Origin of the sequence: Chitinophaga silvatica (assembly GCF_003419895.1) — a bacterium.
Lineage (GTDB): Bacteria > Bacteroidota > Bacteroidia > Chitinophagales > Chitinophagaceae > Chitinophaga > Chitinophaga silvatica.
Genome location: NZ_QPMM01000001.1, coordinates 192,233 through 209,557 on the forward strand (window position 1 = coordinate 192,233; position 17,325 = coordinate 209,557).

At 40.9% G+C, this 17,325-nt stretch carries 13 protein-coding genes; 6 read left to right on the forward strand and 7 right to left on the reverse strand.

All coding sequences use genetic code 11. The features are described from left to right. Window position 1: 1 nt before the first annotated feature. Window positions 2-433 carry a response regulator gene (locus DVR12_RS00720; protein ID WP_116973537.1) on the reverse strand — a complete coding sequence of 144 codons (432 nt, stop codon included), beginning with the start codon at window positions 431-433 and terminating at the stop codon, window positions 2-4. A 189-nt stretch (window positions 434-622) separates the two neighbouring features. On the opposite strand from DVR12_RS00720, the gene DVR12_RS00725 reads away from it, so the two are divergent. From DVR12_RS00725 to uvrA, 3 genes are all read left to right on the forward strand, one after another. Continuing rightward, window positions 623-1,882, forward strand: coding sequence for a PQQ-dependent sugar dehydrogenase (locus DVR12_RS00725; RefSeq protein WP_116973538.1), 1,260 nt, complete (start codon window positions 623-625; stop codon window positions 1,880-1,882). A 23-nt stretch (window positions 1,883-1,905) separates the two neighbouring features. Further along, on the forward strand, window positions 1,906-2,328 hold the full coding sequence (locus DVR12_RS00730; RefSeq protein ID WP_116973539.1) for a secondary thiamine-phosphate synthase enzyme YjbQ: 423 nt from the start codon (window positions 1,906-1,908) through the stop codon (window positions 2,326-2,328). A gap of 380 nt (window positions 2,329-2,708) precedes the next feature. Beyond that, window positions 2,709-5,231: an excinuclease ABC subunit UvrA gene (uvrA, locus tag DVR12_RS00735; RefSeq protein ID WP_116973540.1), complete on the forward strand. Its 2,523-nt coding sequence runs from the start codon at window positions 2,709-2,711 to the stop codon at window positions 5,229-5,231. A 194-nt stretch (window positions 5,232-5,425) separates the two neighbouring features. Here uvrA and DVR12_RS00740 read toward each other — a convergent pair whose 3' ends face one another. Both DVR12_RS00740 and DVR12_RS00745 read right to left on the reverse strand, forming a co-directional pair. After that, on the reverse strand, window positions 5,426-7,150 hold the full coding sequence (locus tag DVR12_RS00740) for an ATP-binding response regulator (RefSeq protein WP_116973541.1): 1,725 nt from the start codon (window positions 7,148-7,150) through the stop codon (window positions 5,426-5,428). Window positions 7,151-7,402: 252 nt separating this feature from the next. Further along, window positions 7,403-7,681 (reverse strand): helix-turn-helix domain-containing protein, encoded by a 279-nt coding sequence (locus tag DVR12_RS00745; RefSeq protein WP_116973542.1) that lies wholly within the window; start codon window positions 7,679-7,681, stop codon window positions 7,403-7,405. Window positions 7,682-8,018: 337 nt separating this feature from the next. Between DVR12_RS00745 and DVR12_RS00750 the strand changes: the two genes are divergently transcribed. Then, window positions 8,019-8,885: a DMT family transporter gene (locus DVR12_RS00750; RefSeq protein WP_116973543.1), complete on the forward strand. Its 867-nt coding sequence runs from the start codon at window positions 8,019-8,021 to the stop codon at window positions 8,883-8,885. A 68-nt stretch (window positions 8,886-8,953) separates the two neighbouring features. Here the strand turns inward: DVR12_RS00750 and ppsA are convergent, their stop codons facing one another. Together ppsA and DVR12_RS00760 are read right to left on the reverse strand one after the other, a co-directional pair. Continuing rightward, complete coding sequence (gene ppsA / locus DVR12_RS00755; protein WP_199417011.1) at window positions 8,954-11,365, reverse strand: phosphoenolpyruvate synthase; 2,412 nt, start codon at window positions 11,363-11,365, stop codon at window positions 8,954-8,956. Window positions 11,366-11,529: 164 nt separating this feature from the next. Next, window positions 11,530-13,539: a beta-L-arabinofuranosidase domain-containing protein gene (locus DVR12_RS00760; protein WP_116973545.1), complete on the reverse strand. Its 2,010-nt coding sequence runs from the start codon at window positions 13,537-13,539 to the stop codon at window positions 11,530-11,532. 146 nt (window positions 13,540-13,685) lie between these two features. Between DVR12_RS00760 and DVR12_RS00765 the strand changes: the two genes are divergently transcribed. Continuing rightward, complete coding sequence (locus tag DVR12_RS00765; protein WP_116973546.1) at window positions 13,686-14,288, forward strand: alpha-ketoglutarate-dependent dioxygenase AlkB family protein; 603 nt, start codon at window positions 13,686-13,688, stop codon at window positions 14,286-14,288. A gap of 55 nt (window positions 14,289-14,343) precedes the next feature. Further along, on the forward strand, window positions 14,344-15,171 hold the full coding sequence (locus DVR12_RS00770) for a protease complex subunit PrcB family protein (protein WP_158563172.1): 828 nt from the start codon (window positions 14,344-14,346) through the stop codon (window positions 15,169-15,171). Here DVR12_RS00770 and DVR12_RS00775 read toward each other — a convergent pair. Together DVR12_RS00775 and DVR12_RS00780 are read right to left on the reverse strand one after the other, a co-directional pair. Beyond that, window positions 15,168-16,370, reverse strand: a complete 1,203-nt coding sequence (locus DVR12_RS00775) for an alpha/beta hydrolase-fold protein (RefSeq protein ID WP_116973548.1) — start codon at window positions 16,368-16,370, stop codon at window positions 15,168-15,170. The genes DVR12_RS00770 and DVR12_RS00775 overlap by 4 nt on opposite strands. 90 nt (window positions 16,371-16,460) lie before the next feature. Further along, the gene (locus DVR12_RS00780; protein ID WP_116973549.1) at window positions 16,461-17,309 is read right to left on the reverse strand and encodes an NAD(P)-dependent oxidoreductase; all 849 of its coding nucleotides are present in this window, start codon (window positions 17,307-17,309) and stop codon (window positions 16,461-16,463) included. Window positions 17,310-17,325 lie beyond the last annotated feature (16 nt).

Below are 17,325 nucleotides of genomic sequence, written 5' to 3' on the forward strand. Positions count from 1 at the left end.
TTTAAACATTACTGATCTGCTGGGAGGGAAACAGCATTTGCCAGCTTCCTTCCAGCACATCTTTCAGCATGTTACATAATTCCTGAAAGGTGTTGGGTTTTGTCAAAAATAGCTTAGCCCCTAATCTGTAGGCTTCATCTCTATCTTCCTTCATATCTGAAGTACTCAATATGACAATCTTTGTCATACGATGTTGCAGTATCTTTTTCAATTCTACCAAACATTCCCGGCCATTCATCAAAGGCATATTGAAATCCAGAAAAATATAATCCGGAGTATAAACCTTGTTTTCTTCAAATAACGCCAACGCCTGTACGCCACTGGAAAAAACCTTTGTCTCAATCACAGGGGATATGTTGCTAATCGCTTCTTGGAAAAATGTCCTGTCATCTGCATCATCATCTATGATCATTACCTGCTGTGGTGTAACCATGGTTAAAATTTAATGTTAAGGATTTTCATTTCTTCTAAAATAATTACTCTTAGGTTGGCAGGAACAATGAAGATACACCAAATATTCGCAGTTTTCGAATTAAATATTTTTTAATGCATATAGCAGAACCCGCTATTTGAAACCTTGTACTGGCTTAGATATTGTAGTATCTAAATTAAAGTTTATTTGATGAGAAATTGTTTGTTATCACTCCTATTGTTAGGTAGTTCCTTGTTGGCAGATGCACAGGATACCTTACAGTTACCTTCCCCATTTGCTACCAAATCTTACAGAGGCTATGGCTATGTAATGGGATGGCAACCCGGGGAAACTCCTAAAGCCCCGTTTGGAATGGGTGTTACTCTATACGCCGATAACCTCCAAAATCCGCGCTCCTTATATCAACTTCCCAATGGAGATGTACTGGTGGTTGAAGCTAATAGCAATCATTCTTTTTTTACTAAAGTCGGTGCGGTAGTCCTTGGTGCCAATAAATCCAACAGCATGAAACGAAGTAGTAATAGAATTACCCTGCTGCGGGATACAAATCACGACGGCTTCCCCGACCAGAGATTTACTTTCCTTTCCAATCTGAACCAGCCTTTCGGGATATTACTCCTCAATAACAAACTATATGTTGCGAATACTGATGCGCTTTGGTGCTTTCCGTATCACAACGGTGATACCATAATCCGGGCAGCCGGACAAAAGATCGCCACTTTCCCGGCCGGAAAAAATAACATACATTGGACCCGCAACATCATAGCTAACCCTGCAGGAACAAAAATTTATATAGCAATTGGCTCCGGCTCCGATCATGCAGAAGATGGTATTGAAAATGAAGTGCAACGTGCCACGGTTATAGAAATGAACCCAGACGGTTCTAATCAACGCATTTATGCCTCAGGACTAAGAAATCCGGTTGGAATGGCCTGGGAACCAACTACCAATACCTTGTGGACAGTGGTTAACGAGCGCGATAAAATGGGTAACGACCTTGTTCCCGATTATATGACTGGAATTAAAGATGGTGGCTTCTACGGTTGGCCCTATTACTATTATGGAAAACGCCCCGATCCCCGTGTAAAAGTAAATCCGGACTATGCCAACGCAAATGTAGTTGTTCCCGATTTCACCCTCGGAGCACATACCGCCTCTCTAGGTCTGATCTTTTATACCGGCAACAAGTTCCCTGAACGATACCACAATGGTGCATTTATTGCCCAACATGGTTCCTGGAACCGAAAACCCATAAGCGGATATAAAGTCCTGTTTGTTCCGTTTAAAGACGGAATGCCCGCAGGGCCGCCAGAAGATTTTCTCACTGGCTTCGTGTATAACGAAAAGGAAAAGATTGTGAAAGGTCGACCTGTTGCCTTATTACAATTAAACGATGGTTCGGTATTGCTGACTGATGATAAAACAAATAGAATTTGGAGGATACAGTAAATTGCATCCTAATTCGCAGGTTTATGAAAATCATTCAAAATTCTATTCAATTAAGCCAGAGGAAACGAGGCTTTCATATTATTACGCCCGAAATAGTTCAGGCACTTCCACAGCTTTCTGATATCCGAACGGGAATGCTACAGGTATTTATTCAGCATACTTCCGCTTCTCTTACAATCAATGAAAATGCTGATCCAACTGTAAGAGTGGATTTCGAAATGTACTTCAATAAAGTAGCACCGGAATCGGACCCCAACTACCGACATACCGACGAAGGCCCCGATGACATGCCCGCACATTTGAAAGCGTCTATGCTGGGGAGTTCTGTAATGGTTCCCATCAGGCACGGGCGACTGGCACTTGGTACATGGCAGGGTATTTATTTATGCGAACACAGAAATCAGGGCGGTGCCCGCCATCTGGTAATCACAGCCTGGGGTGAATAGCGCAGCAACTGCATAATTCATTGTGAACTGACATTACTTAAGCCGTTGCGATAACGGCAATGGGAAAGGCATGTCTGGAAGAAATTAAATTCATCTACCATAATAATTAAAGCCATTGCGCCAATGGCAATGGGAAAGGCATGTCTGGAAGAAATTAAATTCATCTACCATAATAATTAAAACCATTGCGCCAATGGTAATGGGAAAGGCATGTCTGGAAGAAATTAAGCTGCCATAATATCTTAAGCCATTGCGCGAATAGTAATGCCTTAAGAAGAAAGAAATAAGTTTTATGGAACTCCCCTGCAAAGCCCCGGCTAGTCAAACGCCCCTGGCATATCAAATGATCCCAGGGGCATAGTTTTTGTGCTAACCAGCCCATGCAGAACCCCATTCAAAACTTCAAAGAGGGCGACAGTGGCAATGTTCATGTTCGTGGTGCCCGTGAAAATAATCTAAAGGATATTGAGTTAACCATACCAAGAAATGCATTGGTTGTTTTCACTGGTGTTTCGGGTTCGGGGAAATCTTCGTTGGCATTTGGTACGCTATACGCCGAAGCTCAACGCAGATATCTGGAATCAGTATCTCCTTATGCCCGGCGCTTATTCCACCAAATGCCGGTTCCCGAAGTAGATGAAATTACAGGCTTGCCACCCGCGGTAGCGCTTCAACAACAACGAGGCGCTCCAACTACCCGTTCATCCGTGGGTAGTGTTACCACACTTTCCAATTTATTAAGGATGTTGTATTCCAGGGCCGGAAATTACCCAGCAGGTATCCCTCATATGGATTCGGAATATTTCTCTCCAAATACTCCAATGGGTGCCTGCCCGGTATGTCATGGAATCGGAAGGGTTTACGATGCAACAGAAAGCTCCATGGTTCCGGATGCTAATCTCACGATTCGGGAACGTGCGGTTGCTGCCTGGCCAACAGCCTGGTATGGGCAGAATTTAAGAGATATTCTCACCACCATGGGGTATGATGTAGATAAGCCATGGAAAGAACTCCCAAAGAAAGTGCGTGACTGGATCCTGTTTACCGACGAACAACCTGTAGTTCCGGTTTATGCCGGATTCACACCTGCCGAAGTGAAAGAGGCGGTAAAACGAAAATTGGAGCCTAGCTATATGGGCACATTTTCGAGCGCCCGTCGTTATGTGATGCATACTTTCGGTACAACAGAAAGCCAGGCAATGAAGAAGCGTGTCATGCAATACATGATTAGCAAAGAATGTCCTGAATGCAAGGGGAAAAGACTAGGCAAAAATGCATTAGCTGTAACTTTCGAAGGCATGGATATTACAGATATGTCGAGGCTTCCCTTGAAACAGTTGGCTGCATTAATGCAACGATATGCAAAAGCAGATCCGGCAAAATTTCATGAAAGTAAGATCCATCCCGAACGTGCAATGGTAGCCCAACGAATTGCACAGGATATGGCAATACGCCTCGAAATACTGTTAGACCTGGGTCTTGGCTATTTATTACTGGAACGCAACTCTCCAAGTTTATCTCCCGGGGAGTTGCAGCGTTTAAGATTAGCCACACAGGTACGTTCCAATTTATTTGGCGTTGTGTATGTTTTGGATGAACCGTCAGCTGGCCTGCATCCTGCAGATACGGTGGCTTTACTAACTGCAATGAATAAACTGAAAGCAGCGGGGAACTCCCTTTTTGTAGTAGAACATGACCTGGATGTAATTAAGCATGCAGATTGGTTGGTAGACGTTGGCCCCGCGGCCGGAGAAAGGGGAGGCGAAGTATTATACAGCGGGATACCTGAAGGATTAAAAGGGATTGAAAGATCTGTGACCAGGAAGTATTTGTTTTCGGAAGATAAATCAACAGACCATTCTATCCGTAGTCCACAAGGGTGGTTGAAGCTGGAAGGGATTACACGTAATAATCTGCATAATCTGAAAGTTGATTTTCCCCTGGGAGTATTTACTTCTGTAACAGGGGTTTCCGGGTCGGGCAAATCGAGTTTGGTTAGCCAGGCATTAGTGGAATTGGTATCGAAACGCCTGGGTTATCAAACTACAGAGGAAGAAGGTGAACTATCAGAACAAACGGAAACTACAGAAGGAAATATAGTTGAAGGGATCAGCAAAATTAAACGGTTGGTACAGGTAGATCAGAAGCCGATAGGCCGAACCCCCCGCTCTAACCTGGCTACCTATACCGGGTTATTTGATCAGGTGCGAAAGCTGTTTGCTGCAACTAAAATGGCAAAATCCCGAAAGTATGACGCTGGTCGTTTTTCCTTCAACGTAGCTAAAGGAAGATGTGAAACCTGTCAGGGAGAAGGATGGGTGATGGTTGAATTGCTATTTCTGCCGAGTGTATATGCTCCTTGTCCAACCTGTCATGGAGCCAGATATAATGCTAAAACATTAGAGGTATTGTTTAATGGTAAAAATATAGCGGAAGTATTGGGGCTTACAGTAGATGAAGCGGCCATATTTTTTCAGGAAGATACGGTATTGAAACGTTCATTGAATGTTTTGCAGGAGGTGGGGTTAGGATATCTCAGGTTAGGACAACCGGCAACGGAATTATCGGGAGGTGAAGCGCAGCGGATTAAGTTAGCTACAGAATTGCAGCGTATAGGAAAGGGTAATACACTTTATGTTTTGGATGAACCAACAACGGGTTTACATCCTTCAGATGTAGAGAAGTTAATTGCTCAATTGAATATCCTGGTGGATGCCGGAAATACGGTAATTGTGGTAGAACATGAAATGCGGGTGGTTGCAGGAAGTGATTGGGTGATAGATATAGGCCCGGGAGCAGGGGAGGAAGGAGGTACTATAGTGGTAGCTGGGGTTCCTGGTAAGGTGGCTAAAGCGAAGAATAGTAAAACGGCTCCTTATCTATTGTCGTTTATAAACAGATAGAATGTTTAGAAATACGATACTATTAGTTTTTGAAACTATAATCAGGGGCTCATTTTGAATGTACGAATCGATACTCAAAACAAAAACTGAGAGTATGATTTCTAAATTATATTAATCATAAACGTCTACTGATTTTTGAGAAGCTATTTTTACCAGGTTCGCTGAGTATGTCGATTCTGAACAGACAGAATAAGTTATGCATAAACGACGAGGTTTTTAAGTGTATGATATAGCTCTTCAAAATCGACTGGTTTACTAAGAAATCCGTCGGCTCCTGAAGAGATCACTTCTTCCTGTACCTCACTAAAGCAGTTGCCGGAAACCAGAATGGTAGGGATATGTTTGAGTTCTTTATCTTTTTGTAGCAGTGATAGTACTTCAACGCCACTAATTTTAGGCATTACCATATCCATGATGATGATATCTGGTTTAAATAGTCTTGCTTTCGTGATGCAATCATTTCCTGAATCGGCCAGTATAACATTAATGCCTAAACGTTCTAGTGCCAGTGTAAAGGCAAGTTGGTTCATGGAGTCGTCGTCTGTTACGAGGATCTTAATACCTTTGAGTAACTCGTAATCGATATCTTCCTTGGTGGTAGTAATATTTGGAGGAACGGCCAGCTCCAGCGGCAGCAGGAGAATAAAGGTACTGCCTTTTCCGTTAGGATTGTCGGTAACATGCAAGTCGCCGCCCAGTTGTCTGGCCAAATGTCTGGCAATGGGTAATCCCAGGCCTGTAGATTCGTTTTGATGTTGAGTAGCGCTGACGTATGGGTCGAAGATATGTTCCTTTTCGGGGTCGGGGATTCCTTTTCCCTGATCGGTAACGGTAAATCGCAGTTCTCCATTTTGAACAGATGCAGTAACTCTGACGATGGAATGTAGTGCAGTAAATTTTATTGCATTGCTGAGTAGGTTTACAATGATGCTTCTAAGTTTACTGATATCGGTGAGGATGTATTCAGGGAGTTGATCGCTGATAGAAACTGAAACGTGAACGGCCCTTTTTTTCCCGAGGAAGTCATATGTTTCGCATAACTGATTCAGCCATTCCCGGATCTGGAAGGTTGACTTTGAGATTTCCACTTTTCCGGCTTCGATTTTAGACCAGCTCAGGGTGTTGTTCATGACCAGCTGGATATCCTGGCAGGCGAAGTGAACGGCATCCAGGTGAGCTTTGCCCACCTGGATGGTTCTTTTGTTTTCGTCTGCTGCTTCGAGGTAGTTTTGCAGGATGCTGTTAACTACATTGAGCGGAGACCTGATTTCATGCGTAGTTTCTCTTACGTAAATACGCATCGACTGGTTGGTCTTATTAAGTTGCTCTACCAATGATTTCATGCGTTGATATTGGAATTTGCTTTCCTTCGCGTAATAGTAGAGTACAGAACCATTCAGGAAGGTTGCAGTAGCTATAGCAATCCAATGAAGATAATATTGAAAACTGGCAGAAAGAGGCAGTGCTTTTATAAGTTGTGACTTGTAATTCAACTGCACAAGTATGATCATCAACCCACAAAAAGTCATTACAAATATTCTGTTAAACCATTTTTGATAGACCAATAGGGTGCTAAAGGCCAGGAATGGAGCAAAGAGATATATTTGGGAAGATCGCCCCAGAATGATACCAAAATAGCCTATAAAAAAGGTATGAAGTATAAATAATAACTTTTTCCCCGTCTGAACAGAAGTATAGCGTGTACATGCCAGTACAGATAAAAATAATAATGCTTCCAGCATCGCCGGGTAAAATATTTGTTCGTTACCCGTAAGGCTATAAAACATACAGCCCAGCGAAAAAGCCAGGATAGCTCCAATTACAGCCAGTGCATCCACAATTTGAGTATGGCGCTTTTGCTGATCATTTAGTATTTCTATTGGTTCGATTATCCTGGGTAATGCATTGCTACTATCCATTTTGTACCAGGTTTGAATTTAGAATTGGTTGATAATTAATCTGATAATGCATCAAGGTAAAGGAATGTGCATTATCAAATGTAAATCCAATGTTAAAAACAATTCGGAATGCCGACCAGTTTAGCTTTTGGGATTTAAAATGCGCACAAGAAATGCACATGAAAACTTGAGTTATGAACATTTTTTGACGGAATTGCCTACTGATAAATACTATTGCGGCAAAAGTACTGGCACCATAATCCTGATGAATAACTATTCGGATAGTACTCTTCGTTTACTTTTTCTGAAAGCAGTTGGACTCATACCTTTTTGTTTCTTGAAAAAGCGATTCAAGTGACTTTCATCAGTAAACCCTAACTCAACTACCATTTCACTAATGCGCATGTCGCTATGTAATAAACGATGTTCAATCATTTTCAGTTTGTAATTCATAATAAATTGTTGCATCATTTCATTGGTATGCTTCTTAAAGTATTTTCCCACATAATGCTCCGATACCCCAAACTGATTGCTGATCGCATCTGTACGGATCCATCAATAGTTGTTTTATGGAAGAATCTTCATGTGAGAAACTCTATTTCCCTTCAAATTACTTTTGATACATCCTCTTTCCCTATGCAAACTCCGATAAATTCCATACCTTGCAACCCTAATTTTAAGTGAAGATCATGCATATTTATACATCTACACCTCCTCCTGCTGTTGTTGTTGTAGCCGTTCTGGCTTAATAACCAGCGTTCTATTCTTTAATAGCTAGTCCTGTTTTGCGGGACTATGCCAACATTCCCACTAAGGCTGTTGACCTGGTTATTCTTTCGTATGCCCTGCTCATCTGCAGGTTAGTTTTCATTTTATTAAGAATCGTTTAATGACCAGGTATATATTGATGGTATTTGTCGGCGCATGCAGCTATGGCATCTTATCAACATTTGTAAAATTATCTTATAGAGAAGGATATACAGCATCAGAAATTGCAGTATCACAAGCTTTAACCGGAATGATCGTGCTATGGCTAATAGTATTAGTAAGCAAACAGTTTCCCGGCCGAAAGCATTCATTAAAATCACTTCTCCTCTTATTACCAACAGGTGCTGCTATCGGATTTTCAAGTTTCGTTTATTATTTATCTGTAATCTATCTGCCGGCTTCAATTGCAATAGTAATCCTCATGCAATTTACCTGGCTCGGATTATTACTCGAATGGGTATTTTTTAAACAACGCCCTAATTCCATTCAGCTGATCACTACATGCATGATCCTGGTTGGTAGTTGTCTGGCCAGTGGAGGAATCAGTGCAGCAACTCATTTGCCCTGGCAGGGAATAGGATTGGCAGCGCTTTCTGCCTTGTTATATGCCATATATTTACTGGCAAATGGGCGTGTAGGAAAGGATATTCCATCTTTACCCAAAAGTGCAATTATGATGACAGGTTCTTTTGTTGGATTACTGATTGCAAACTTTCCTCAGTTATTGGCTTCTCAACATACCAACATCGGACTCGTTAAATGGGCTTTGTTTCTGGCAACTTTTGGTACTATTCTTCCGCCATTATTGTTTTCTAAAGGGATTCCAAAAATCGGGGTTGGAGTAAGCGCTATTTTAATGACCGCCGAATTGCCAGTAGCAATTATTTGCTCTCATATGCTATTGCAGGAACCTGTAACAATCTTGCAATGGAGCGGAGTAGGGGTTATGTTGTTTGCTTTGGTATTGTTGAATATCAGATCGAAGTAAAGATATTTTTAGGTTGATGATTGAAGTTTGAGATCATCAAATTTCAATCATCAACCTAAATAAAAAAATTATTTCTCAGCTTCATGAATCGCCATAATAGTTTTAATTACTGCATCCGGAGTAACTGAAATGGAATCTATTCCTTGCTCTACCAAAAACTTGGTGAATTCCGGAAAATCTGAAGGTCCTTGTCCACATATTCCAACCTTTACATTTGCTTTTTTAGATGTCTTGATTAATTGCTCAATAAGTCTCAGTACTGCGGGGTTTTGCTCATTATAAATACTTGCAACTAAAGAAGAATCACGGTCAAGCCCCAACGTTAATTGTGTCAGATCATTTGAACCAATAGAGAATCCATCTATATACGAGGCAAATTCTTCTGCCATCAGAATATTGGAAGGCAATTCTGCCATCAGGAATACTTTTAGCCCATCATCTCCACGTCTTAGTCCAAACTCGTTCATTGTTTCCAATACCTGTTTTAATTCTTCAACGGTTCTGCAAAACGGGATCATTACAATCACATTTTTAAGGCCCATTTCCTTCCTGACTTTAAGAATAGCCTTACATTCCAGTTCAAAAGCCGGTTTATATTGTGGTGCATAGTATCTGGATGCTCCTCTCCATCCGATCATTGGATTTTCTTCTTCCGGCTCAAAGTATTTTCCTCCCAAAAGGTTTCTATACTCATTGCTTTTAAAATCTGAGAAGCGAACTATCACAGCTTCGGGATAAAAGGCTGATGCAATTTTTCCAATTCCATAAGCGAGTTGATTTACAAAATAAGCAGCTTCGTTTTCATGTCCTCTGATCAGTTCCTTGATAGTGGAGGATAGCTGATGGTCTTTCAATGTCTGATGTTGCAATAGCGCTAACGGATGTACTTTAATGTAATTGTTGATAATAAATTCTTCCCGTGCTAATCCTACTCCTTTATTCGGTAGTTGCGAAAATTGAAATGCCAGGCCGGGCGACCCAACATTAAACATCAGATTAGTTTTAATAGCAGGAAGTTTAGATAAATCTACCTGCTCTTCTTTAAAAGGAATTTTTCCATCGTAAACATGGCCTTCACTTCCCTCGGCGCAACTAATGGTAATTAATTGTCCGTTGGCTAATCTTTCTGTTGCATTTCCACAGCCTACGATTGCCGGAATACCCATTTCACGTGCTACTATGGCGGCATGACAGGTGCGTCCGCCTTTATTGGTAACAATTGCCGAGGCAATTTTCATAATAGGTTCCCAATCGGGGTCTGTCATATCAGTAACCAGAATATCACCTTCTTTAAATCCATTGCCTTTAATCAATCTATTATCTAATGAAAAAAGGATGTTTACTTCTCCCGAGGCAATCTTATCTCCGACTGCGATCCCCTTTATTATTGGTTTTTTATGTTCACTATTATCCAGTTCATAGGTAATAATCCGTTGAGAGTCCTTTTGTGAATGCACGGTTTCGGGTCGTGCCTGTACTATATATAATTCCTGAGTTTCACCATCTACCGCCCATTCGGTATCCATCGGGCACCATTTTCCTTTCTTCTCGGAATAATAGTGTTCTATTTTCTGTACCCAATCTGCTAATTGTAAGATTTGTTTGTCGTTTAAGCAGAATTGTTGCTGAAGTCTTTTTTCTACACGAATGATCTTTGTTCTTTCATCACTGCTTTCACCATAAACCATCATTTTATCTTTTACGCCTAATTTCTTTTCGATGATCGGAGTAAATCCTGATTCGATCAATGGTTTAAATACAATAAATTCATCCGGTGAAACGGCTCCTTGTACTACCATTTCTCCTAATCCATATGTACCGTTGATCACTACAACATCTTTAAATCCTGATTCGGTATCCAGTGAAAATGCAACACCTGAAGTACCAAGATCGGATCTCACCATTTTTTGTACAACAACAGACAAACCCACATCCAGGGAGTCGTATCCCAGGCTCTTTCTATAACTGATTCCCCGATCGGTAAAGAGAGAGGCAAAGCAATTACGTACTGCATCAATAAGCGCTGCGGGCCCTCTTACATTCAAATATGTTTCCTGTTGGCCTGCAAATGAAGCATCTGGCAAATCCTCTGCTGTAGCAGAAGAACGCACTGCCACATCTGTTTGTTCCTGATTGTATTTTTTAGAGAGTTCTAAATAGGAATCGATGATTTCCTTGCTGAGTTCTTGTGGAAATCTTGTACTACTAATGGCCTGTCGTATTTTTTGTCCGGCTCTCCTTAGTGTAATCAGGTCATTGAAATCGATAGTTGCTAATTGATTTTTGATAAATGGCTCGAGGCCGCTTTTTTTAATAAAGTCGAAATACGCGTTTGTTGTTACCGCAAATCCTCCTGGTACGGCCACACCAAGTTTAGATAGGTTTACAATCATTTCTCCCAGTGAAGCCGATTTACCTCCTACCAGGGAAATAGAATCCAGATCTACAGATTCGAGTGGTATAACAATTTTATCGCTCATTTGACTGGGGTTTATTGGTTCCTCAAATTTTGGGGTTGTAAAAGTATTCTCAATCATGGGGCTAAAGCTTTATTGTTTAATGAAAAAGACGGTACAATTGTTTAAAATAAAAAACCTGATAACGTGCTCCGCTATCAGGTTTTTGTAGTTTGATGTGAATGTTTTTATTTATCGACTAATGGAAATTGCGAGATTCTCAATTTGGTACATCCATAAGGTACTAATGTAATCTCTTCTTCTTCAGCTACTTCCATTTGATAGGTTGTACTAAATGGCAGTGGTCCGGCCATTTCATTGTATAACCCCCATGATGGAATACGTTTAGCCCTGGTTTTAATAATAACCGGGGCATTGTCCAGATTCCAGGGGTAACGTGCAATAGTTGTCTTCTTTTCTAAGGTATACTGATCTGAATTATTGATCAGTGCATAGTTCCATGGAGTACCCGGACGGATTTCGTAATAGGTATCTCCGTAATCTATCGGGTCTTTTGTATTATGTATTTTGGAAATATTCTCCTGTATTCTGAGTGCATAGGTAAGTGGTCCGCGTTCTACGGAACCCGAGTTTTCCGACCAGGTATTTCTGTATATATGCATCGGTAATTCAAGGGTGATGCGATCTCCCGACTTCCATTCTCTGGTTACCTGTACAATTTTATCACCTTCAGATTCCATTACATTTTCTCCGTTTACTTTGATGGTAGCTTTCTTGCACCATTTTGGAATTCTTAGATGGAATGGGAACTTTACTTTCTTACTGGTAGTAATACTAAAGTTAATGGCTTCTTCAAATGGGTAATTTGTTTCTTCTTTAATAGTAACTGGTTGCTGATTACTTACCACCACCTTAACTTCATTGGGTGCATAAACCAATGCGGCTACGCCACTGTCTGCTGTGGCATACCAGAGGTTTTGGGTGAATTTGGGCCAGCCCTGGTGCATATTGGAAGTACAGCAAGGGTAACCGGAAAGAAGACCATAGCAAACGTCAACACCGTGGTGGTTTACATTGAAGTTTCGAATATGCCTGGTCACCATTACCTGATTAGCCTGCTGAAAATACTGATGGTCAATAAAGTTTTCGAATACCTGAGAAGGCAGTGCATTGAAAGCTATTTTTTCCAGCTGATCTGCAAAATCTACTTCACCGGTAATAGCCAGCATACTTTCAAGGCTATACATCATTTCAACAGCAGTACAGAGTTCAGAACCCTGGGTTGGAACATTGCCATGGAGCGATTCGTCTGCACCATATAACCCATGTGCCATCCCGTTGTACTTTGTAAGGTCGGCAAACCCTTTTTTGGTAGCTTCAATGTATCTGGCCTCGGGATGCTGCTGATAATAGATAATGGGTTCTTTAAACCCTTGTGCCAGGTTTACTCCATGCGCGGTTCCTGGAGTTCTGAGCATATCGGTATTCAGAAATGCGTTTGTAAAATCGAAGGTTTGTTTATGGATTACTTCAGCAAGGTCGAGCAGGAAATTATCGCCCGTGATATTATATAGCCAATAAACGATCATCAGGTTATCACCTCCCCGCCAATGTGCCCAGAAAGTCCAGTGGCCTAGTGGATGCTTAGGCAATTCTTTTAACTGATATTGAAAATATTTAGTCATTAGATTGATGACACGCTTATCGCCGGTTGCATCATAGTATTGTTTCAATACTTTCAGCATTACCATTTTTGGCCACCAATCGCGGCTATTATCGCGCTGGATGCCGGGTTCGTAAGGATAGTCTTTTGACGGACCAAAATATCCATCGGGTTGTTGATGGTTGATAGACCATTCGACCCAGGGCTTTACTTTGGCTATTAATGCAGTGTCTTTCAGAATGTATGCCAGTGGCAGTAATCCATCTATCCAATATGGGCCTCTTTCCCATTGATCTCCATCTCCGCCCAGCCAGCCATTACGCTGATTCATAACCAGTGGATACAGTTTATCGAGTTGTCCGGTTGCCCCATCTCTCTGATTTTCCAGCATAGTTCTTAACCAGCCGGTAGGGGAAATTGCTCCCAATGGTAATTCGAGATACGGCTTCTGATAAAGGGGAAGTCTGTTACTATAATATTGAGGCAGAGGTTCTGATTGTTTCTTTGCCCGCTGTGCCAGACCCGGCAACGACAAACCTATCAATACCGTGGAAAATAAAAGGATCCTTTTCATAAATCTTTAAGGCGTAAAGTCAGCCGCCAAGTTATTCCAATATTTATCTTTTGGATAGTTAAAAAGGATCATTATTTCAATTATTTGTATCAGTCTGAACTCAATCTGGAATAATTTGTTTTTGTTATATACTAATTATTAGTAGGATGACTCAATTTAGCTTATTTGACGACAATGATCATTTGATTTTTCCGGAAGGGTTGCTCAACTATTATCCTCACTTTCTAAGCGAGGCCGAAAGCATTGAGTTACTGAATCGATTGATCGATAATGTGCCATGGAAACAATCGACGCTTACAATTCAGGATAAGGTAATGCTAACTCCCCGACTTACTGCCTGGTATGGAGATGCAACACATAGTTATCGTTTATCCGACAAGTCGTTTGAGGTTAATCCCTGGACAGAGTCGCTTTTTGAGTTAAAGGAAAAGATTGAGAACCTGACAAAGTTTCGTTTCAACAGTGTGTTATTAAATTATTACCGTGATGGCAATGATTCAGTTGCCTGGCATAGCGATAGTGAAAAAGAATTGGAAAAGCATCCTATAGCTTCCTTAAGCATAGGACAGGCACGTACGTTTGAATTTAGACATAAGAAGGATCACAAACGGAAATATGCTTTAACGTTAGGTAACGGCAGTTTACTGATTATGAAAGGTGATCTGCAACAAAATTGGGACCATAGAATTCCTAAAAGCAATAAGTTTATGCGTCCGAGAATTAATTTAACTTTCCGGATTATTAATTAATAATAATTCGGAACACTTATTGTATATCTCCATGCTAATTAAAAAAATGAAGTTTATGAACCTCTACACCGCTGTTGCCATTCCCTTTTTATTAATGACAACACCCTATGTATCAGTAGCAGCTACCAAACCTACAGAAACTGTTATAGCTCCAAAACCCGTGGCCCGTTTGTCTTTTGGTCATGGAATTGAAATGATTGTAAAAGGATTAGGGTTGAATATTGATAATATCAGATTTATCAAAGCTCCCAAAGCCACTGATTATTTTAAGAATGCAGACAATAACGCCAGCTATGCAGAAGCTTTAATTATAGCGGCAAATAATGGAGTTAACTCCAACCGGAATATTAATCCGGCTACTCCGGCTACCCGCGAACAGTTTGCCCTGGCTTTGTTTGAGGCTATTCAGTCTACCGGCCAGTACCCGGTAAATATGATGTGGATCAACATAAAAGATCAGGCATCCTTTGGAAAAAATACGCTGATTGCAGTGCAAACATTAATTAAATTCAGAGTAGTGGAACTGAAAAATGACGCATTTCGTCCTAAAGCGCTTATAACTCCGGAAGAGGCGCAACGTATGGTAGATAACGCTGCCACCTTCCTCCAGGAGCATAAGAAAGCAATTACGAAAAATGATGTAACCTTCAGTGTGAAACCAATTAACGATCAGGTCAACAGCGTGGTGCTAACAGGAGCCGAACAACCTAATTCCGGTTACCGGTTAACTGTCACCAGTATAGTGTTTGCTGACCAGGAGGCTATTATTCATTACAAACTAATAACCCCTGATCCTAATAGCATGAATTTACAGGTCATTACAACACCTATGGTAACTACGTATATTCCTGCTGGTTATAAGGTGGTTTTACAGGCCGATTAATGTGACTTTAATTGTTTGAGCTTATCATTTGTTTCATTGGAAAACTTAAGTGATAAGGCTTTCTCATAATTTTGTATAGCATGGGTGGTATCTTTTAGTGCATTATATAAATCGCCCATGCTATCATAAGTATTACTGCTTTCCGGATAAAAGTGGATATTTAGTTCGAAGAACATTTTTGCATGCTCATAATGTTGCTGCTGTTGGTGGAAATACCCCATATTATTAAATACCACCTCTGATGGCTTTACCGGATACCCCTGGTCTTTGGAAATCTCTTCATAATGTTTAAGAATCATTTTCCTTAGAGTCTCGGCGGGTATAGATGCATCCATATATTTGTTTGTCGGAAAACGATATTTATTGAAGATAAATTTAAGCCCATCATACATAGCAATTACCGGAACTGATGCATGATCTTCGTCCGGATAATATTTTGCCTTCCACTTCAAGCTTCCAGGCGCCTTAGATTTTAAACTATCTACAAACGAAAGCATTGCGTTGATATGAACAGATGTTTGTGAAGTATCTTTTCTTACAGTAATGGAGTCCAGATCGGGTTCCATTGTATGGGCAATTGCCAGGTAATATTTTTTATTTGCCAAACCTGAATATTGAATATTTTTCAACGTAGCACGTTGACTCCAGAATAGGGAAGGATCAATGGCGAGGTATGCATTGAAAAGTTTTGATTGATGCAACATCACATCAGTTGCCATCAGTCCGCCAAGCGAGTGGCCAATAAGTACATTGTAAGGAGCAGTAGAATACTGTTTGTTGATATACGGTATTAATTCCTTTTCAAGAAAAGAGATGAAATTTTGTCCACCTCCCGACCTGGACGACATTTTATCTTTGAAAGAAGTAAGATCTTTCGTCCGGTTATTAGGAGTATTGGCAATACCTACAATGATCATTTTGGGTAAAGCTGTTATGTCATTAAATATCAGTTCCTGCATCATGGCATGTAATAATTCGAAGTGTTGATCTCCATCCAGTACATACAATACAGGATATCTGGCCTGGGAAAAATAGGGAGTATCTAGTGGCGGAGTATAAATAAACAGGGGCCTGTTTTCCTGTAGGATAGTTGAATAGATACTATCTGGCCGCCCGTATGCGATAAGTGGTTTAACAGCGGATTGGGCTAGTAAAAAGGCCGGTGCCAGAAGGCAGATTGCTAGTAGTATTTTTTTCATATAGCGACATATTTGAAGCAAGTTCTCAATATGTCGCTATCTATATTCTAAAATGTGATCAATTCGGTAATAACTGTGACGGATTTAGCATTAAATGCTGTCTTTCCCGATGATGGTCCAATCGTGATTCCCAAATCCCTTATCGATCCATTTATCCATTTGCTTAGCTATTTCTGGCAGGAGAATTAATTGATGACCCGCTTTCTTAGCAGCGTTCAGAAACAATTGTGTGTCTTTTCTTGACATGCTGAGTTCCCAGGAGGGCTGTTCATAACTACCGGAAGTGATACGTTTTAATCGTCCTGCCACCCCGGCTCCAGGATTCCAAACCTGTAACAAGGTACTGAGATCTTCAGGTGTTACATTAAGTGATTTGGCTACAGTCAGAGTTTCAATTAGCCCGGCAGTGAGGCAAACAAGGAAACTATTACCTACCAGTTTCATAGCGGCTGCTTTACCGTTCTCAGCGCCCAGGTTTACTAACTGGCCAGTCATGGCTTCCAATGAAGTTTGTAATGTATTGATAACTGTCTGATCACCTGAAACCAACATATACCCGGAGCTTTCCAAAGCATTTTGCGGACCCATAAAAACGGGAGCATGCAGATATATAAAACCACGTTCCTTCCATTCTCTGGTTCGCTGCTCAGCACCTTCTCTTGAAGTAGTTGTATGGTCCACTATGTAAGTGCCCGGCTGAAGGCCAGCATGAGCAGCAGCTAATACTTCATCTACAGATTGATCGTCTTTTAATGTTAAATGTACGCGTGTGGCTCCTTTTACAGCATCAGCAACATCAGCAAAAGCCTGGGCTCCAAATATTTCGAGGGCGGTAGCTTTCTCTGCGGTTCTATTCCATACCCTTACTTGTTCTCCTTTATTCAACAAGGCTTTGACAAAGTTAGACCCTAAAAGGCCCATACCTAAGAATGCTATCATGGTCTTTTATTTTCGA